Origin of the sequence: Robertmurraya mangrovi, assembly GCF_034427655.1 — a bacterium.
In the GTDB taxonomy this organism is placed as follows: Bacteria; Bacillota; Bacilli; order Bacillales; family Cytobacillaceae; genus Robertmurraya_A; species Robertmurraya_A mangrovi.
Genome location: NZ_JAXOFX010000008.1, coordinates 52,307 through 70,946 on the forward strand (window position 1 = coordinate 52,307; position 18,640 = coordinate 70,946).

Genomic DNA, 18,640 nt, shown 5'->3' on the forward strand with positions numbered 1-18,640 from the left:
TAACCGTATGACCAAATATGAACCCTTGTCTCATTATCTGAAACAAGTAAAACCAGATCGTATTACGTTGTCTTATTCAGAAATAGAAAGCATCCTCTCTGACACTCTTCCCTCTTCAGCGTTGAAATACAAGGCTTGGTGGTCCAATGAAAAGACGAATGGGCATGTCCAATCTAAAGCCTGGATGGAAGCCGGTTGGATGGTCACATATATCCGGTTAGGCGAATCTATTGACTTTCAACGGGACACGGTTCCTCATCAGAAAAATATAAGAGACCAGACGGGTGACAAGAATCATATGTTTAGCCATGGAGAAGGCTCCACTAAAAAACGTACCCGTTTGTATGTCATCTGGATGGGAATGAGGCAGCGATGTTTCAACGTAAATGCTAAAGATTACAAAAATTATGGAGCTCGAGGAATCACCGTCTGTCCAGAATGGAGTCAATATACGGTATTTAAGGAATGGGCTCTTGCAAACGGATACGAAGAACACCTCACATTAGACCGAGAAGATGTGAACGGAAGTTACTGTCCAGAAAATTGCCGCTGGACAACCGTTAAGAACCAAGGCAATAACACTCGAGTCAATCACAAGGTCACCATTCAAGGTGAAACGAAAACCATTTCCGAATGGGCCGCATTAACGGGGATTGGTCCTAAAACATTGCGTCACCGCATTGTATCGGGTTGGAAAGAAGAAGATTTGCTGCTTCCTACGGGGGTCCAAAAGGTGTACATCACGATTGATGGTGTCACCCAAACCATTACGGAGTGGGCAAAAGAAAGTAGACTCTCTGCAAGTGTTATTAGCAAACGCTATAAAGAAGGAGGTAGAGGAAAAGACCTTTTTGGGGTACGCCAAAAGAGATTGGTTGCCACCATCAATGGGGAGACGAAGACTCTTAAAGATTGGGCGAAGGAGACCGGATTGAACTATCGTGTCATTCATGCACGTTTTCAAAAAGGAATACGAGGTGAACTGTTGATTTCCCCTTCCCGTACAAGAACTCAAATTAGTCGTAGGACTGAGAAAAAGACTTGAAATAATAATTAATAAGGAGAAGCCATTCACTCGTTATTCTCTTACCTTTTAGGCTTCTCCCGTAATGCTTAACTCTCGAAATTTAGAATTATCAAGGGATCAGATGTCAGGCTAAAGGCAAGATCACTCCCTCAAAGGTTCTTCCCTTATCCCAAATGATATCCTCTGATACTTCCACTCCCGTTAATTGGCTACTTTCCATTGATCGCCACACTCAAAAGTCTTCATCTGTCAAAAAAACATATCTTAGAGAAAAAGGCAAGGATTGCCCTGCCTTCACTCTAAAACTTAAATTCTGTCTTTAACCCCACAGGGTCATCAATTTTTAAATCGATATTTACGACTTTCCCTTTTTTGTCATAAGATACTTTTGCCCCTAGTGTTTCTTTTAAGAAAGAGATAGGCACATGTACTTTCTTATCAATGGTTGTCGGTGATTGACTTAGTTTGACCGTTTTGCCATTAACTTTTGCTGTTTTTTGACCTACTTTGAATTTAACTTCTTTGTTCTTTGATTTCCATGTGATTTCTTTTGAACCGCTTGTTTTCGTTGTCATGTTCAAACGTTCTGAAATCATCTTTGCATCTACGTGTGCTACGTTCTTTATGATACGTACGGGGTGACTATACTCTACACCAGTATTGAATTCGTTAACAAATTCGGAAAAAACAGAAATGTATTTACCGTTTATTTTTATGTTTGCTTCTCCTGATGAAAAACTATATTTTGGTTTGTCTTTTGTTGTGAAAGACCATGTTTTGGTTATTTTAATTGGTTTCCAGTCGTCGTCTTCAGCCATATACTCCACTGTAACGGTGTAAGTTTCACCAAACGCTAACTCATATTTAGGAAAGATAAACCAAGTTAGGCTGTCCTCCCCACCCTCTAAGTGGAAGGGGATATTAGTACCTATACTGTCTCTTATCTTAATTTTAGCACCAGTGACACCAGGGTCTCCTGGATTGTAAGAGATGATGTACCCTGACTTTTTCACTTTGAATTGGTCTAACGGGTTAGGAATTTCATTCCCATAAAACCCTACCCCAACATTAGTCTGTTTATCATACGGATAAAAAACAGGCTCATAAAGAGATTCATTTAAATCGGTAATTAGTATAGTAACATAATTTTTATCTATTCCGAAACCAATCAGTTTATCATCAGGATTGATAAGAGACTCTCTGTGGTAAGAAGTATCCAAAAACCCATCTATTATAGATTTAGTTTTGTCTGTATCAGAGGACAAAATTTCTGAAAGTGAACCCTTTAATAAGTTTCTATCAGCTCCTACAGCCTTTAACCTTGCTGATGCATCTACACCAGTGAATCCTTTTCTACCTTTACTCTCCTTATGGTCATAATGATTATTATTAAGCATATATTTAGAATGGTTCTGTGCTGCTTTGTTTAAGTAAGGGTTTAACTCCAGTGTGTTTAACCCCATCTTCTTTCTGATACTATTTACATAATCTCGTACTTCCTCTTGTTGCTTCGTATACGCCTTCGTTGCCTTTGCTTCTACTTGTTGAGGTTGAATCGATAACCCAATACCCCCTAAGAGTAACGAACACGTCAATCCTATTGATACTAATTTCTTCATCATCTGCCCCCACTTATCCTTAAATTCTATGAATCTTCAACCTACTCATTGTAAGAAAGCCAAATTTGATCATACTCAGGCATATCTAAATATTGAGCCAAACGCTGGTTGGCATTTGAAATCCACACGGGTCCAGACCCACTATCCATAGAAGGTCCTAACACATCATAAATCCCGTCAAACGTTCCGGGGGTCGATTGGACTCCGATAGAGTGTATGTATCCTGTATTCCCCATTTCCACGACCAAGTAATGATCAGGGTTTCCTTCTTCATACCAATACGACTCGTTTCCTTCTTCTAAGTCTGGTTCACCTAAGATGGTTTCCACCTCGGATATATCCATTCCTAACGTGATTCCACTAACAAAATACTCACCGTTTTTCTCGTATACCTCGTAGCCATTAGTCTCTGACCTATTGTGACTCTTTTCTTCTTCCTCTACATCTTCCTCCTCTTCACTTTGTTCCTTATCCCCATTTGACTTAAAGACCATTTGAGATTCGGCTCGCTTTCGAAGTTCTTTGGCTATTTTGTCTTTGTCCGCATCTTTGTTGAAAAACATATCCGAAAGGAGTTCAAGATCCGATTCGACATACTCTGCCTCTGGTAAGGTCAATGCCAAGGACAAATCATTCGAATCAATTTCCAAGTCCACAAAGTCCTCAATCCGATTGTCCTCATCCACGAACACGACATTGATTACGCGGTATTTTCCTCGTCCAAGTTCTATAATGCTAGGTTCTGTCCTACCGTCTGCCTCCAGCATTCGACCATCTTCATCGATAATGCTGAAATCATTACTGTAAATCTTTACTTTACTTCCCATAGCCGTGTAATCCTTCCAAACCTGGGACTCATTCTTAATCTTTAACTCTACCACTTTCGCATTCTGGTGAGTGTTGATATGAGATAACACTTCTACGCTAACCTCACTACCAAAAGGGATGACTCCTCCACCAAAATAAAAGGCGAATCCCCCAAAAAATAGGACTTGAGCCAAGGCCCAAGCCATTCCAAAAACGTCTCTCATTTTTGACCTTCCTCTTTATAAAATATCATTAGTACAATAGGACTATTATAATCCAAAGTTTGCCAGAAGGTAAACAAAAAAAAGAACTCTAAACCGAGTCCTTCTCTACTGATTTTTTGCTATTCCTTTGTACGATCCAAGTAAGTATCGCCATCACTAGCATAATACCGGCAATCAACGTCATGTCTAAGTGTTTATCAAATATCCAATACCGGAAATATTCAAGATGAGATACTCCCCCACCTTCATACCAGCCAGCCTTGTATCCTAATTGGTAAATCCGCAAAGGTTCTCCATCCAAGGATTCTACCTGGTTATTAAAAGGGGTTGTATCCTTCACTGCCTTCATCCCAGCATGATATCCACGATCATAAAGGGCTTGTCCCTCATTTGAGTTCATCTTCTGTTTCTCAATACTTTCTTTTTCTTTCTGTTTCTCTTTTTCGGCGAGGTATTCTTTTCCTTCTTCCCATCCTCTGTCATATCCATTAATGTAATGGGTCTTGTTATATTCACCGACTTCAGGAGCATAGCCCTTACTATTGTTGGAATGAAAGAAACCAAGAATATAACCCTCATTGTCACTGTCGATCCGACAGACTAATAATCCAGCCTCATGACCTTCTTTTATCCCTCTATCGTATTCTTTCTGATAATCTGAGATACTAGAACTTTCCTTCTCGTAGTCTTTTACACACTTAGAAGTGTTTAAATAGGCGTGGTCATACCCAGTCATATAGCCTAACTCGGGGTCCGGTTCAAGATAAGATTCATAGTCATAGTCATAGTCATAGTTCTCAGTATCATAATCTGAATCATAATCGTAGTCATATTCTGAATCGTAATAATAATCATTATCATAGTCGTACTCTTCATCCTCGTACCAGTCCCCACTATCATAGCCACCGTGATAATGGTATTCCCCGTATTCAAGCCCCCAATCTCCACAGTTGGTACGACAAGTGTGGCCCCCACTTGAGTCGGTATTTCCTGGGTGTCCCCAAACAGTCATTGGAACTAGGAGTAAGAGTACTCCTAAACTTATGAAAAATCGTATCATTTTGTTGCCTTCTTCCTCATGTTGTCTCCTTCATTTTACCTATCTGAGAAAAGAGGAACAATGGAGGATAATGGCAAGAAAAAATGATCCTTTCAGGCCCTTTTTTGGAGTATGAAACGGACTCTTATTAACGTTTCTTGAACCACCGTTTCTTAGGTTCGACTACTAATTCTGCCATAATGATTTTTCCAGTTACGATGAAGGCATCATTGAAAATCCCCATTAATCTTTGGGAATCTCTTAGGAACGCATCTTTCTCATGCTCCTTTAGGCCATTTGAATACTTAATTTTGTACTTTCTAAATTCATACCAAGCCCGGCTAATCTTCCCAATCTCTTCATCTGAAAAAAATTCAGTAAGGTCTTCAACTCCACAATTTTCAGGGATCAAATCAATATAGGTAAAATCATAACCCTCATACTGTTCTCTAATAAACTGTTGAATATTGAGGACATTCGTTCTGATTACTCCCTTTCTTGCTTCTTTTCTTTCGTGCAGGTTATCCTGATTGATAGTGAAAATTCGCTCGTTCAAAGCATGTGTTTCATTTGCTAACTTAGCTAATCTTTGACTAAAATAAAATGTAATACCAATCCCTATTAGAACGATTATTGCATTAATGGTATCTTTCATGACCCAACCAGCAAACTCTTGGGACAATTGTGATATCTCTAATGAAATTCCATCTAAACTTTCCAAAACGGTCTTCTTTTTTTCCAAGCAAATACTCCTCCTACAAATCACCCACTCTTGCCAATCCACCATTTCCCGTGAGTTACTTACGGTATTCTTCCATTATTTCATCACATCTTATTTGTTCGTTCAATGATTTTAGGCACAGACACTCTCAATCTTGGATTACTCAAGGAATTAGGGGGAAGTAACTGTAGCGTGGTAATCTATTTAGGCCCATTTTTGTGTATGTATGATTACAGTTGTTCCTTTAACTTAGCCCGAAACTCACTCGAAAACACGCCCTCTTTTAACCCATCCTTGAATAGGAGAAGCAGTTCCTCTTCCGTTAAATCCAGTGGTCGTAACTGAAACTGAGGTTTCCCGTCTTTCAGTTTGTACCAAGCGAACCGGATTTCTTCTCTCTTTTGGTCTTTTACATAAATCCGTTCAACGGCTGATACATCCTCGCCCTCTTGTGTTGTCCCTTGCGCCAGCAAATCACAGTACGGTGTGCTTTTTAATATGGTGTTCATCTCTTAGTCCCCTCTCTGATTCTATGATTAAATGAAACTCTCTTGGTCAGCCAACACACTATTGTTTATGACAAAGGCAAGAGTTCCCGCCCTAAAAGGTTTATTAGAGTTTCCGTATTCACTTCGGGTATCTGAATTTCTCTCTTATTAATCATACTTTTAACTTTATAGGAATCGATCTTCTTTATTATCTTGAATTTCCAGTGAATTCCACTGTTTGTGGTCTGAGCAAATTTATCTTCTTCAACCATTTGATTTAGAAATTCCTGTAGGTCCATTAATAAGAACTGATTAAAGAATCGAATCAACAAGTAACCCTTTTCACGATTTCCGTCAAACTTGTCCACATTGACTTTTCTTAAATCAAACCAAAAAGCGTCATTTTGAACAGATGGAGACAGAACGAAAACGTCTCTTTTTTTAAAGATGGTTGTGTTAGATACTTGCTTAAGCCCAAGTCCATTAATCAAAAAATCTTTATGGACATTGGATGAACTTGCACGGTTATTGCTCATGGTCATTCCTCCCATTGCTTCATTGTGTCTATTATACCCTAAATTATGGTGTATTTGTTCTTTTGTGGTTGCCCTAATGTCATGAATCGGCAAGTTGTTCCCCTCTTAACAATTCCATTCAAAAGCAAGCGTACTAGCAAAAAATGTTGGAAAATTGATTTCTTTAGACAGGTGTACAAGCACACACCTCCTATATTCATAGAATGTAACGATAAACAGTTTCTTAATAAGTTACTGCAAAAGGTAAGCAAAACAAAGCATGAAAGGAGTAAAAATCAAATGGGGTTACAGAGAGCAAATTGTAAACCAGTGTTATTCGGTGAAAACGTATTTCCTAATGGACTTTCTCAGAGTTTCGACCTTGCCTGTGGTGAGGAAAGAGTTTTTTATGAAGCCATTTCTTCCTCCCTCCCTACCCTCTCTATCAACGTTGGACAACAAATTTCACAAGGAACCGTTGCGTGCCAAGCCGTGTTAGTGGCAGAGCAAGGAGATGGAACCATGATTGAAATCAATTTACCTAATGTTGAAAGGGATGGTGCTGGTCAAATTTCATTAACCATCCCGGATGTTCGCAGAATTATCATCCGCTGCGAAGAAGTGGAAGGCGGTACAGGTTGTCGTGGTGGTATGACTTACGCGTTATCTTATTGTGAATGTGCAGATGGCTGTTGTTCTTGCCGTTTAGGAAAACCGGTTGTAATAGGCCAAGAGTTTTCACCAGTTTCCTTCTATAGAATCTCTTGTGGGGAAGAAACGGGCCCTCTCTATCGTTCATTCTTAGAGTATCCACCTACCGTGACTGTGCTCACCGGAGTTAACAGAAGTATATGTGATCACATTCTCATCGTGGAACAAGTAGATGGCACCATTATTGAACGAAACGTTTCTTGGAAGGTGGGAATAGCAGTCTAGTCGTGACCGTTGATCAAGTACGTGAAATCCGTTATCGTTGTGAAGGCGAAGGCGGCGAGGATTGCCAAGGAAATCCTATTTTTATCACTAGTTACTGTTAAGAACAGGAAAAGCCCTTTCCACGGAAGAAAGGGTTTTTTCAATGTATTCCTTTCACACCTCATGATGTATCAGATGTCAATGCCCGTAACAGCATGTTTTCAGAATAGGCACCCTTTTCAGACAGGCGTACAAGCACATTCATCCTGTATTCATAGAATGTAACAATATGTTAGAAAGGAAGGTTAATAGAAATGGGATTTAACAATCAAAAGTGTAAGCCTGTAACGATAGGGTTTGATACTACTCCAGCTATTCCTAGAAATTTTAACTTGGGCTGTGGGGAAGAGCAAATCTATTACGAAGCCGTCTTAACTCCACTCCCTACCCTCACTATTTCGGCTATCGCATTCCCGTTCCAAGAAGAAGTTAATTGTCAGACTGTACTAGTAATCGAACAAGGAGACGGCTCAATTATCGAACGGCCTCTACCGGACAACCATCAAACATTGAGTCTCTCTGTACCCAATGTTCGAAGGGTCTCCTTAAGATGCGAGACATCAGAAGGAAGAGCTGGGTGTACGGGTTTCTTGGCATTCTTAATCTCTTATTGTGCATGTACGGGGTTGCTGCTCATGTGACCGGGGAACCCCTGTACAAATCGGAAATAACTTAGTCAGTACAGAGTTTAATGTTCCGTGCGGAACAGAATCGCAACCCTTATTTGAGTCATTCCTAGAATGTCCACCAACGGTAACAGTGGCAACATTTACTTCAACTGCTGAGGAACAATGTGATGCTACCCTTGTAATAGAGCAGACAGACGGAACCATACTTGAATTCGAGATTATCTGGTCCGATTACAGAAGTGATACTTCTATTATTGTAACTGTAGAGGATGTGGCCAACATCCGTGTTCGTTGTGAAGGAGATGGACTGGCTAATTGCCAAGGCGCTCTAAATTTCTTTATCAGTTACTGCTAAGGTAGGCAAAAGAAGAGCTCTTTCCATGAAAGAAAGGGTTTTTCTTACGGATTCCCAGTCACACCTCCTAATATATCCGAAGTAAAACCTTGTAACAGCACGTTTTTTTGGCAAAATAGAAACTCCACTCGGACAAGCGAACAGACGTGAATCGTTTCATTGTCATAATATATCCCATCTAAAAAAAGGAGGTGAAAAGTATGGGTGTAATCTGTTCTTGTGGAGCCATTCTGAATACAACGTTATTTAATATAGCATTTCAATTACCAGAAGGGGTCGCCAGCGGTACCATCACTTACAATGTCAATGTATGCCAAGAACGAGTGGAGTCATCCAACGTCACGGTCAATTTTGGAGACGGAGATCCCAGTTTCACACTACAATCCACCAATTTAGTGGCGGTACAATGTAGCACACAAGGAGATGTCTGCACGATCACCATTACAGGACAAGGCATACTTGAATTTGAAGGCAATCAGCAGGATGTAACCTTTCAATTGGAATTTAGGGTAGATGAAACAAGTGAGCAAGTATCATCCTTTACCATAGAAGGTTTTGGTTTCCAGGCGGAAATCGCTGTACTTCCACCGGGTACGCTCACATCTTTTGGGTGTGAGGACTAATAGACCATCTGATAGATGATAGAACTTTGTTGCTGTTACGAACAAAAAACCCTTTCCGCGAAAGAAAGGGTTTTTCTATGGATTCTAGTCACACGACATCCCGTCACCATCTCGGTCTAAATCGTGGGGATCGTCATCGGGACCGCCTTCGTCTTCAAAAAAGGCTTGTGCTTCTTCTTGTGTATCGAAATCCGAACAGTCATAATCCACACTCGTATAGGAATAAGGATTTTTGTCTTCTTCGATCTTGATAGACAAAGCGAACGGAATCTTGCTTATGTATTATTTTTTTACTTCTTTCCATTTGGTAAGCTGAATTTCTTTTACAAACGTATACATAGCAGTATCCCAAGTGATGACTTATAAATCCCAAGAGGTATTTTCTAATTGTACTTCTACATCCCGTTTATACCACTTGTTTAATTTGACTCCTTTGGGCAATTTACTGCCAGAAGTGTAACGAATATATTGTGTTCCTCTTATTCTTTCACCGTTATCAACCAGTAAGTCTGCATTTGGATCATGTTTATAATACATAGAAACATCTGTTATAAATATACTTTCTGAAATTCTCTTTTCCTTTTTAGTTTCATCTACCAACTTTTTGAAATACTTCCCTAAGTTCTTATCAGAATAGTACGTTCCATTATATTTGTAACCAATCTTGAAGTAATAACGCAATTTGTTTATGAATGATTTTCCAATTGTCTTGTAATTACGATTATAATAGGTGTCCATGAAGCCAATGGAACTGTTAATATAATGTTTTTGAATCTGAGATGTTTTATCCTGATACTTCCTTGGATAGCGTTCGTCATAGTTGGCTTCAGCTAACGTCTCAAACCACACATTTACAATCTTATACTTACCTAATCTTTTTAAATCTGCTTCTTTATCAACCCATTGTTCTAGTTCAGCCTTTGAGTATTGGTGAATACTTTTTTCTTCTGTGGCTGCTTCTGTAACGAACATAAGACCTGCTTTGTCTGTGGTTGAAACTCCTAGTAATAATGTTAAAATGAATATAATCTTCTTTTTCAAGGCGATGTCCTCTTCCTTTGACTGAGTGAAATGTTATTTTTTAACTTCTATCCATTTGGTAAGCGGAACTTCTTTTACAAACGTATATGTGGAAGTATCCCAAGTGATGACTTTCATATCCCAAGAGGTGTTCTCTACTTCTACTTCTACGTCTCGTTTGTACCACTTGTTTAATTTGACTCCTTTGGGTAATTTACTACCGGAAGTGTAACGGATATATTGTGTTCCTCTTATTCTTTCACCGTTATCAACCAGTAAGGCTGCATTTGAATCATGTTCATAATACATTGAAACATCTGTTACAAATATACTTTCTGAAATTCTCTTTTCTTTTTTGGTTTCATCTACCAACTTTTTGAAATACTTCCCTAAGTTCTTATCAGAATAGTACGTTCCATTATACTTGTAACCAATTTTGTGGTAATATCGCAATTCGTTGATGAATTTTTTACCAATGGTCTTATAATTCCGGTTATAGTATGTGTCCATGAAGCCAACGGAACTGCCAATATAGTGTTTTTGAATCTTAGATGTTTCATCCCAATACTTGAATGGATAACGTAAGTCATGGTTACTTTCGGCTAATGTCTTAAAATCTACATTTACAATCTTATACTTACCTAACCTTTGTAAATCTCCTTTTTTACTATTTTCATTTATCCATTTGGTCATTTCAGACTTTGAATATTGATGAATACTCTTCTCTGCTTCTGCTTTCTTAACCGTAGTGGCTTCTACAGTCGATAACGTTACTGGCTGTATTAAAGCACTTGCCCCCATCATTATTGCTAAAAACATTACAATCTTTTTCATTTTGTTTTCCCTCTCTAGTAAACTCTTGATATACAAATTTTCTCACAAAATCTATTATTTATCAAAAAGTGAAGACACGCTTTTCCGTCTCCGAAACCGAATTAGGATCCAGAGTCCACCAACCACCAACCACCAATAAGGCCATTGCTCCCAGTGACCACCATAGATACTTGTAAAACAAGTAGTACCCAATGGTTTCAAGAATGGATTCACCGCCGTTTTCCATCCAACCTTGATAATAGCCCTCACGGTACGTTTCCCATTCTTGCCCTTTTAGTTGTTGGTTGTGGTCATCAAACAGATAACCTTCTGTTGCGGCTTCTGCTCCGTCTTCATAGGCTTCTTCAAAAATGAACTGATATTGGTCGTAAGGCAGCCATTCTTCGTCGTCATCTTGACTAGAAGAGGAGGAAGCACTAGCCGTCACAGCGTGATTATCATCGGATCGTCTTGTTCCGCTGCTTCCCAACCTTTTACATAGGCTTGTTTGTACACTTCCTCGAGATAGTCTCCATATGGAGGTTCAGAGTCGTATTCCTCATCGTATTGGTAATCGTCATAGCCTTCCTGATAGCCCGCATCTTCGCTGTCTTCAATACAGACTTCCAGCCCTTCTTCGTGACCATCCGCTATGCCTTCTTCGTACCCGTTGCCAAACTCTTGTGAGCCTTCCCACCACCACTCGTAGTCCTTTTCACAAGTCGAGGTATAGGAATAGGCATAATCAAATCCCGTTGCATACCCTTCGTCATACGTTCCGCCCGAATCATAGTCACTATATCCATCGTGGTAATGATATTCCCCGTCATTCAAGCCCCACTCTTCGCAATTGGTTCGACACGTATGGCCGCCAGAGGCATCGGTGTTACCTGGATGTGCCTCCACTCCTCCCACCCATCCGCACCAAAGCAAGAAGAAAAGTCCCACTAATCGTTTCATTTCGCCTTCATCCTATCTCTCTATCTTTCTACCTAAATTTTACAGTTAAAACTCTAGTAAAACAATGCCTAACTTCTCGGATAGTATGCTAGGATATAATCAGCATTCATCAAAGGAGTCATTACATGATTGTTTATACCGTTAAACCAGAGAAGATGTATCACCTTATGAGAAAACAGGGCTATTATGAAGGCAGTGAAAAGCATATCTTCTGGCCCGAGCAACTAACCAAGCCTTACCAATGGATGATGAAGCAATTGGCAAAAACCATCCCCGACTATGATGGAACCACCTATCCCGTTTGGGTCTGGAAACGACGACCGAACCGAAACGAAAAACCAAGTTTCAGAAAAGGAAACCGTGGGGTCATTTTGACGCTCGACATTCCCGATGACCAGATATTATGGTCTTGTTTCCATAAGTGGGATTTTGTCATGACCGAGCATCCTGTCACGATTACTGAAGATGAGTGGAATCGCTTTGACCAAGGTCAGATGAGCCGGGAAGAAATCGAACAAACGTGGGAGCGAATCTTTGACTTTGATTTATTAAGGAATATAGACCCCGAGTGGAACGGAGTATTTGATCCTAATTGGATTCAAGGCGTCACTCCCCGAATCACAATGGACCAAGTGAAACGAGTGGAGCGTTTTATGGGCAAGGAATAATGATTAGGTAGGGTTTTTATAAAAAAAGGCCATCATACGATGGTCTATCTTCATACAGATAGGTAAAGGTTTGAAGTTATCGCCCCCTTTTCCCCCTGTTCACACCGTACGTGCGACTTTCACCGCATACGGCGTTCCAACTAATCCAATTCATTCAATTTTATTTATTATGAAAGGAAGCTGTTTAATCTAATTAATGATTAAGTCGTTTCTGCATAGTTTTCGTAGTTCATTTACCTTTTGGATTTGCTTGTTATTTAGCTTCAAGACCTTGATTTGATTTTTGATTTTCTCATGGTCTTTTAAGTGTATCAACCGATGAACGTATTCATATAACACTATCAAATTAGAGTACGTGTCATCTCTTGAGAGATGATACGGATTTTTATGATGACAGTGCCAGTCATGTTTTCCAAGCTCAATACCTGTTATGGCACATTTTCCATATTGGGCAATAAATTTACTAATGCGATTATCATTATACTCAATCGTTCGATTAGGAATAAAATTTTTCATGACATGAGCTAAAGTCTTTTTATTTATCACTTTGAGATTATGGTGTATTTTGTCTCTTCCTTTTACCGTATAATTACAAATATCTTGCGAGAAACATAGATTTGTTTTGTGCTTTTGGGCATGAATTGGGACAAATACCATATTCTTTATTTTATAAAGTCTTGATTTACAACCTTTATAGCGTTTTTGTATTGTAATAGTCATATCTGAAAATGTTGCTTCTTTTCTAAAGTGCTTTAATCGATTATATAACGTCTTGTTTAGATGAGTAGTCAACTCACTTAAATTTTTCATGATTTCAGTCGCTGCTGCGTAATAGTTCTGAATCCCATTACGACAGTATTATAGTGCCAGACTGTTTCAATACATGGTTTCTTCTGAATTGCTTTTATAGAATCCTTAATTTTTATGAGTGCATTGGACTTTGCTTTCTTCGTCATGTTGGATTTGGCTACGTAACCAAATCTAGTTTTTCCTTTCCTAATTACTCGGAAAGAGAATCCTAGAAATTCTGACGAATTTCGTTTTAAGTTAATAACTTTTGATTTTTCATCACTTGTTTCAAGATGTAACCTAGCCTTCAGAAAATCTTTAATGGCATAGTTCATTCTTATCGCTTGTGAACGTGTACGGCATAAAACCTTAAAATCATCAGCGTATCTAACGATGTAACATTCTTTTAATTTCGATTTCTTGAGTGCATTTACTTTGCTTCCATTATGTTTATAGTTATGGACGCTTTCAAAAGTTTCCCATTGATTACTTACCCACCAATCCAGTTCGTTTAGGACAATGTTTGATAAAAGTGGTGAAAGAATACCGCCTTGCGGTGTTCCTTTATTGGGAATGTCTTCTCCAACAATTTCTGCTTTTAGTAGCTTCGAAATAATCGAGAGTAAAGCTTTATCTTTTATTCCTAATGACCAGATTTATTTAAGTAATTTACTATGATGAACATTATCAAAGAAACCTTTTATATCTACATCTATACAATGATAAAGACCCACCATATTGATAAGCGATTCTAGTCTCGCTTTCGCATGATGAGTGTTTCTGTTTGGTCTAAAGCCATAACTGTGTTTATGAAATTTCGCCTCGCAAATGGGTTCTAATACTTGTAAGATACATTGTTGGAAGATTCTATCCCATATCGTCGGAATTCCTAGTGGTCTTACTTTGCCATTTGCTTTTGGAATAAAGACTCGCCGAACACTTTCGGGTTTATATTCTTTGAACATAGTTTGAACGTGTTCAATTACATCCTCTACTGATAAATTCTTAATATCATCAATTGTTAACTTGTTTGTCCCTGCTGTTTTACTCCCTGTGTTTCGTTTTATATTTCGATAAGCAAGACGTATATTTTCAATCGAACTGATCAGTTCCATTAAATCATAGAAATTTTGACCATTGACACTTTGAGCATACAGATTATCAAAACATTGTTGCATATCATAATACTCGCTGTGTCTCAGTTTCTTCCGTTTCAATAAGTCGGTGACTCCCTTGGGAGTTGAACCTCTATTAGTCTCACAAGAACCTTATTAACCGAAAAAGAAATGCCTTACATGGTTGAATGATTCTTCATTAGTCTAGTGGCTATCCCTTCGGGTTGATTAGACCTTTCATCGGTACTGTGCCACCACTTTCACTGATAATAATGGATGGGGCGGAGATTCAATGATTTTGATGTTCACTATATTTTGTCCTGATCAACTGTTTGTTGCTACTTTTAAGGGGGGGGTTCTTTTTTTCTCCTTTGGGTTCTTTTCTTAGTTTTAGTCATCTAGTACTATTTTACTTTTTTATATTCCGATGAGCGGGGTGTGTAGATATGCCGTCAATTTCAGCGACAAATGAGGCATTCATTCTTACTTGAACAGCACCCTTGTACTGTGCAACAATTGGCACTGCTGGTTTTTCTTCTTTATAATATTAACAAGCCTCTTTAATTGAATAACATAAAATAATTAATCTATTTTAATACCATAGTTAACTATATTGTTTGGCTCATTATCATTGTCTACATGTTAGTTTGAGTAATTTTACTCTTTATTGTTCCTACTCGACGTCGTTAACATGTTTTGAGAATTCCAAAAAAGTCATAAGAGATAATTTCCAAATAGTTAAACTCCCTCTATGTTTTTAACTAGAGATGGTTCAAAATCCTTTTTAAATCCTTTTTAAACAAAGTATTTAGCTGAATCTTCAGGTTCCAACTCTCTTATTTCATAAACCCTGGAAAAACCCGTTCTCTATTGCAGCAGAGAACAGGTTTTTTATAGTAAAATTTGATAATTCAGTTTTCTTAATCATCACAACTACATTTATAGTTGCCACAATATGAACAACATCTACAATATCTTCCGGGTTCACCACAATCTGAGCAACATTCACAAGGGTAAGCATCGCAACTACTACAACACAAGCAAGATGATGATCCGCATGTTCTGCAACAAGTGCAACTATAATTTCCACAATCCCTGCAGCACTTACAATATCTTTCTGGCTGACCACATTCTGAACAACATTCACAAGGGTAAGAGTCACAACTAGTGCAACATCTACAAGATGCTTCGCCACACGTTCTACAACACTCACAAGGATAAGTATTGCAATAATTACAGCACTTACAGTAACTTTCAGCATATCCACAACCTGAACATGATTCTTCGTGCCGTGCATAAGCAGGCTTTCCGTAATTTTCTTCATCTAATTCTTTCTCTTTATACCATTCTGGTTGTCCGTAAAATCTTTCTTCGATCTCCTTATCTGTCTGACTTTGAGAATAACCATAATAATTAGGTCGTTCTTCCTGTTCGTCATTCGCTTTGTTGTTCCTAGTAGTATATTGGAATTTATTCACTTGTTCTTCGTAGTCATCATTGTAGTGAGTTGTATGGTTTCTCTCGATATTGTTCCATAGTGTTTTGAATTTAGAATTATCACTATTTCCATTAGAACCAAATAATCCATTAATAAAATTTAAGATTCTCTTCTGCTTTTTCTTAAGTGATTCTTTTTTGTCAGAGGTATTCACCTTTACTGTGCTACTTTTTCCGGTTGTATTGCTTCCTGCGTTCCCCTTCTTGTTCTTATTTTTTTTAGCTCCATTCATGACATGTAATTCTGAAAGGACTAATTGGCAACTTTTGCATTTAATCAAGGAGACTGTTGAGATGCTCTCAACTTTAACCAAGTTTAATTTATTACATTTTGGACATGTTATTCCTCTATGTTGCATGTTATGCCCCTTTCAATTTTGACTTCACAAAAAATATATTCACTTGCATCGAACAAAAGTCCTATGATTATTGATAAACATTTTTAAATCCCCCAAAAAAAACCCGCTTCTCTCTCTGACAGAAAGAAACGGATTTATATGATTGTAAACTTTGTGTTACACAGTAAGAGTCAAATAGATAGCAATTTATTGTATGAAATATTTTCTATGCTGCTCTCGCTTTTGCTTATAGTAATATTTGCATACCTAAGTGTAGTATCTGGAGAACTGTGACCTAACAACTCTTGAATTGCTACGAGTTCAGCTACATTATTTAATGTTATTGTTTCTCTCCAGTTATTAACAAGTATCTTAGTAAAGAGTTTTAAGCTATTAATAAAACACTTTAAGCTTTTTCCATCTGATTGAATAAATGACTTATCTGCACTGCACCAGCTTCTATTAATTGCCTAGTTAAGATGACATTTTGACTATAAACTGTATGGGAAAGTAGCGAGTAACCCTGTTCATCTATATAGTTTGGATTTGCACCCTTATCAATTAACATTTTTCCTATTTCATTGTATAGGTATCCGTTTCGATTAGTGCTTAAATAAGTGACATCTCTTAGTAGTTTTGATAGCTTTTCAATATCATTATATGTTTTCAAGTACCCATGAACTTTGTTTACATCCACATCGTATAGAACCGCTTGTTCTAAATCTTCAAAAGTCAATTTTATATTGCTACTATTATTTGTCGTTTCTTTACTATTTGTTGTAATTCCTACTGAATTCTCTGTTTTAATTTTTATATCTTTCTTCTGAGATTCCACTAAGTCTTTTAGATAATTAAATTCAAGTTATAACATTCATACAGAAAGGCTACAAGCATCAACTATATTTATTTATGCTCAGAATGTTTTATCAAAAGAGTTAAATAAACAAAAAGCCCCTCAATCAAATCAGTTGGGAGCCTTGAAGAATAGATATATCATACACCGAATACATTTAAGACAGTATTTTTTACGTTCTTTCACTTATATATTAAATATGTAAAAACCAGGAATAAATCACTTTATTATGTAAGGCTTTATTGCTATTTGTAAAAAATAGAAAGTACATGCTAACATATGTTTTGTGGTCAGTTTGTTGTTCACAGTATGCTAATTACTATGTTTGTTTCTGTATTAAATTTTTTAGTAATTCGATTTCACCTTCTTCTGTTGAACCATTTGTTCCAAGTTCACCACGAGCAGCTTTAGAAAGAATTGTTTCTTTTAAGTGGTTTAATTTATTCTCTAATTGTAATAAATTATATGTGTTTTCTTCAATAGAAAAGATTTTTCTCACAATATTTATTAGTTGTTCTTGCTCCTCTATTGGTGCTAATGGTATTTTAGCATTTTTAATGTCCTCTAAATTTAATACGAGTCTTCCTATTCCATAAGCACGTTTTTTTAACTCACCTCACCACCACTTGGGGATTGTAAACACAAGTGAATATACCGAGCTATTTCTTTATCTTTTAGTTTGGTCAATGCAACCGATTGGCTTACATATGCTTCGGGAATATCGTAATCGACTAAGGCTGTTTTTCCTACATATAACGTAATTGAGGTTAATAAATCATATTTCTCTACCCTACTTCTCATACCCTCAACGTTTTTAGGTAAGTCCATAAAGAGGAGCAACCTATGAATTGCCGGAGAATTGACATTATAACAACAATTTTTCTAATAAAGTAATATTTTCCAATTTACTTAAACAAAACCCTATCGCAGGGCTTGTTTAAAAGTCGTAATAATATTAGTTATACCCTTATATATATAATAAATAGGTACCTAGGGAACAGGCGTTTATTTTAGGAGAGGAGATATTAATATGAATATAATTAAAGATTCCTTTATTGATCCATATACTGCCCTTGATGGAAAAGTTTTTGTTGATGCTAATCCTCAAGTAGCAGTTCATACTAAAGTAAGAATCTTGGAAACATATAGTGTAGCTAATCTTGATGATAATGGTGGTTCTGTTGTCTATCTTGTATCCTATCAATTTTTAAGTCCACATCATTTATTGGGAGCAAAAGCTGATACGGAATATTATAGTTTCCATAGAACTTATAGACTATCCCATAGACAACCCCATTGCTATAGATGCAAAAGGGATTTAAATGAAGCCTCTATGGAAATATGTAATAAATGTGGTTGGATAAAATGTCCTGACGATAATGCATGTGGTTGTTATAAAAAATTGTAATTAGGAATTTTGTTGTTAATAGTATCGGTTCACAAAATTTAACACTAAAATTATTGTTTATGAATCACTACATTCCCTACACTTTCTATAAGAGTGCTATTGATAAATATAAGCACCCTAATAGGTGCTTATTATTATTTTTATAATGACCTCTGCT

At 37.5% G+C, this 18,640-nt stretch carries 21 protein-coding genes and 1 pseudogene; 7 read left to right on the plus strand and 15 right to left on the minus strand.

The window, feature by feature from the left end; genetic code table 11:
• The first annotated feature begins 7 nt into the window (after positions 1-7).
• Positions 8-1,045 (plus strand): DUF7662 domain-containing protein, encoded by a 1,038-nt coding sequence (locus tag SM124_RS13165; protein WP_322446988.1) that lies wholly within the window; start codon positions 8-10, stop codon positions 1,043-1,045.
• 281 nt (positions 1,046-1,326) lie between these two features.
• On the opposite strand, the gene SM124_RS13170 is transcribed toward SM124_RS13165, so the two are convergent.
• The 6 genes from SM124_RS13170 to SM124_RS13195 all read right to left on the minus strand — a co-directional run bounded on the left by SM124_RS13170 (position 1,327) and on the right by SM124_RS13195 (position 6,554).
• A complete protein-coding gene (locus SM124_RS13170; protein WP_322446989.1) occupies positions 1,327-2,649 on the minus strand; it encodes a stalk domain-containing protein in 1,323 nt (440 codons plus the stop codon).
• A 38-nt stretch (positions 2,650-2,687) separates the two neighbouring features.
• Positions 2,688-3,677, minus strand: a complete 990-nt coding sequence (locus SM124_RS13175) for a hypothetical protein (RefSeq protein WP_322446990.1) — start codon at positions 3,675-3,677, stop codon at positions 2,688-2,690.
• 88 nt (positions 3,678-3,765) lie between these two features.
• Positions 3,766-4,737: a YHYH domain-containing protein gene (locus SM124_RS13180; RefSeq protein ID WP_322446991.1), complete on the minus strand. Its 972-nt coding sequence runs from the start codon at positions 4,735-4,737 to the stop codon at positions 3,766-3,768.
• A gap of 127 nt (positions 4,738-4,864) precedes the next feature.
• Positions 4,865-5,458 carry a hypothetical protein gene (locus tag SM124_RS13185; RefSeq protein ID WP_322446992.1) on the minus strand — a complete coding sequence of 198 codons (594 nt, stop codon included), beginning with the start codon at positions 5,456-5,458 and terminating at the stop codon, positions 4,865-4,867.
• Between the two features lie 209 nt (positions 5,459-5,667).
• Positions 5,668-5,946, minus strand: a complete 279-nt coding sequence (locus tag SM124_RS13190; RefSeq protein WP_322446993.1) for a hypothetical protein — start codon at positions 5,944-5,946, stop codon at positions 5,668-5,670.
• Between the two features lie 65 nt (positions 5,947-6,011).
• Positions 6,012-6,554 (minus strand): hypothetical protein, encoded by a 543-nt coding sequence (locus SM124_RS13195; protein ID WP_322446994.1) that lies wholly within the window; start codon positions 6,552-6,554, stop codon positions 6,012-6,014.
• Positions 6,555-6,740: 186 nt separating this feature from the next.
• On the opposite strand from SM124_RS13195, the gene SM124_RS13200 reads away from it, so the two are divergent.
• From SM124_RS13200 to SM124_RS13215, 4 genes are all read left to right on the plus strand, one after another.
• Positions 6,741-7,376: a hypothetical protein gene (locus SM124_RS13200; RefSeq protein WP_322446995.1), complete on the plus strand. Its 636-nt coding sequence runs from the start codon at positions 6,741-6,743 to the stop codon at positions 7,374-7,376.
• Between the two features lie 293 nt (positions 7,377-7,669).
• Positions 7,670-8,056 (plus strand): hypothetical protein, encoded by a 387-nt coding sequence (locus SM124_RS13205; protein ID WP_322446996.1) that lies wholly within the window; start codon positions 7,670-7,672, stop codon positions 8,054-8,056.
• Positions 8,028-8,399: a hypothetical protein gene (locus tag SM124_RS13210; RefSeq protein ID WP_322446997.1), complete on the plus strand. Its 372-nt coding sequence runs from the start codon at positions 8,028-8,030 to the stop codon at positions 8,397-8,399. The genes SM124_RS13205 and SM124_RS13210 overlap by 29 nt, the downstream gene beginning before the upstream one ends.
• A gap of 200 nt (positions 8,400-8,599) precedes the next feature.
• Positions 8,600-9,022 carry a hypothetical protein gene (locus SM124_RS13215; RefSeq protein ID WP_322446998.1) on the plus strand — a complete coding sequence of 141 codons (423 nt, stop codon included), beginning with the start codon at positions 8,600-8,602 and terminating at the stop codon, positions 9,020-9,022.
• Between the two features lie 84 nt (positions 9,023-9,106).
• On the opposite strand, the gene SM124_RS13220 is transcribed toward SM124_RS13215, so the two are convergent.
• From SM124_RS13220 to SM124_RS13240, 5 genes are all read right to left on the minus strand, one after another.
• Complete coding sequence (locus tag SM124_RS13220) at positions 9,107-9,280, minus strand: excalibur calcium-binding domain-containing protein (protein WP_322446999.1); 174 nt, start codon at positions 9,278-9,280, stop codon at positions 9,107-9,109.
• 102 nt (positions 9,281-9,382) lie between these two features.
• The gene (locus SM124_RS13225) at positions 9,383-10,063 is read right to left on the minus strand and encodes a hypothetical protein (protein WP_322447000.1); all 681 of its coding nucleotides are present in this window, start codon (positions 10,061-10,063) and stop codon (positions 9,383-9,385) included.
• A 33-nt stretch (positions 10,064-10,096) separates the two neighbouring features.
• Positions 10,097-10,876, minus strand: coding sequence for a hypothetical protein (locus SM124_RS13230; RefSeq protein ID WP_322447001.1), 780 nt, complete (start codon positions 10,874-10,876; stop codon positions 10,097-10,099).
• Between the two features lie 61 nt (positions 10,877-10,937).
• Positions 10,938-11,303 (minus strand): hypothetical protein, encoded by a 366-nt coding sequence (locus SM124_RS13235; protein WP_322447002.1) that lies wholly within the window; start codon positions 11,301-11,303, stop codon positions 10,938-10,940.
• On the minus strand, positions 11,300-11,815 hold the full coding sequence (locus SM124_RS13240; RefSeq protein WP_322447003.1) for a YHYH domain-containing protein: 516 nt from the start codon (positions 11,813-11,815) through the stop codon (positions 11,300-11,302). The genes SM124_RS13235 and SM124_RS13240 overlap by 4 nt, the downstream gene beginning before the upstream one ends.
• A 125-nt stretch (positions 11,816-11,940) precedes the next feature.
• Between SM124_RS13240 and SM124_RS13245 the strand changes: the two genes are divergently transcribed.
• The gene (locus SM124_RS13245) at positions 11,941-12,483 is read left to right on the plus strand and encodes a DUF3841 domain-containing protein (RefSeq protein ID WP_322447004.1); all 543 of its coding nucleotides are present in this window, start codon (positions 11,941-11,943) and stop codon (positions 12,481-12,483) included.
• A 189-nt stretch (positions 12,484-12,672) separates the two neighbouring features.
• Here the strand turns inward: SM124_RS13245 and ltrA are convergent.
• The 4 genes and pseudogenes from ltrA to SM124_RS13265 all read right to left on the minus strand — a co-directional run bounded on the left by ltrA (position 12,673) and on the right by SM124_RS13265 (position 17,903).
• Positions 12,673-14,489: pseudogene (gene ltrA, locus SM124_RS13250) on the minus strand (group II intron reverse transcriptase/maturase).
• A gap of 739 nt (positions 14,490-15,228) precedes the next feature.
• Complete coding sequence (locus tag SM124_RS13255) at positions 15,229-15,684, minus strand: hypothetical protein (RefSeq protein ID WP_322447005.1); 456 nt, start codon at positions 15,682-15,684, stop codon at positions 15,229-15,231.
• Between the two features lie 944 nt (positions 15,685-16,628).
• Positions 16,629-17,057 (minus strand): hypothetical protein, encoded by a 429-nt coding sequence (locus SM124_RS13260; protein WP_322447006.1) that lies wholly within the window; start codon positions 17,055-17,057, stop codon positions 16,629-16,631.
• A 624-nt stretch (positions 17,058-17,681) separates the two neighbouring features.
• Positions 17,682-17,903 carry a restriction endonuclease subunit S domain-containing protein gene (locus tag SM124_RS13265; RefSeq protein WP_322447007.1) on the minus strand — a complete coding sequence of 74 codons (222 nt, stop codon included), beginning with the start codon at positions 17,901-17,903 and terminating at the stop codon, positions 17,682-17,684.
• Between the two features lie 202 nt (positions 17,904-18,105).
• On the opposite strand from SM124_RS13265, the gene SM124_RS13270 reads away from it, so the two are divergent.
• The gene (locus SM124_RS13270; RefSeq protein ID WP_322447008.1) at positions 18,106-18,483 is read left to right on the plus strand and encodes a hypothetical protein; all 378 of its coding nucleotides are present in this window, start codon (positions 18,106-18,108) and stop codon (positions 18,481-18,483) included.
• Positions 18,484-18,640 lie beyond the last annotated feature (157 nt).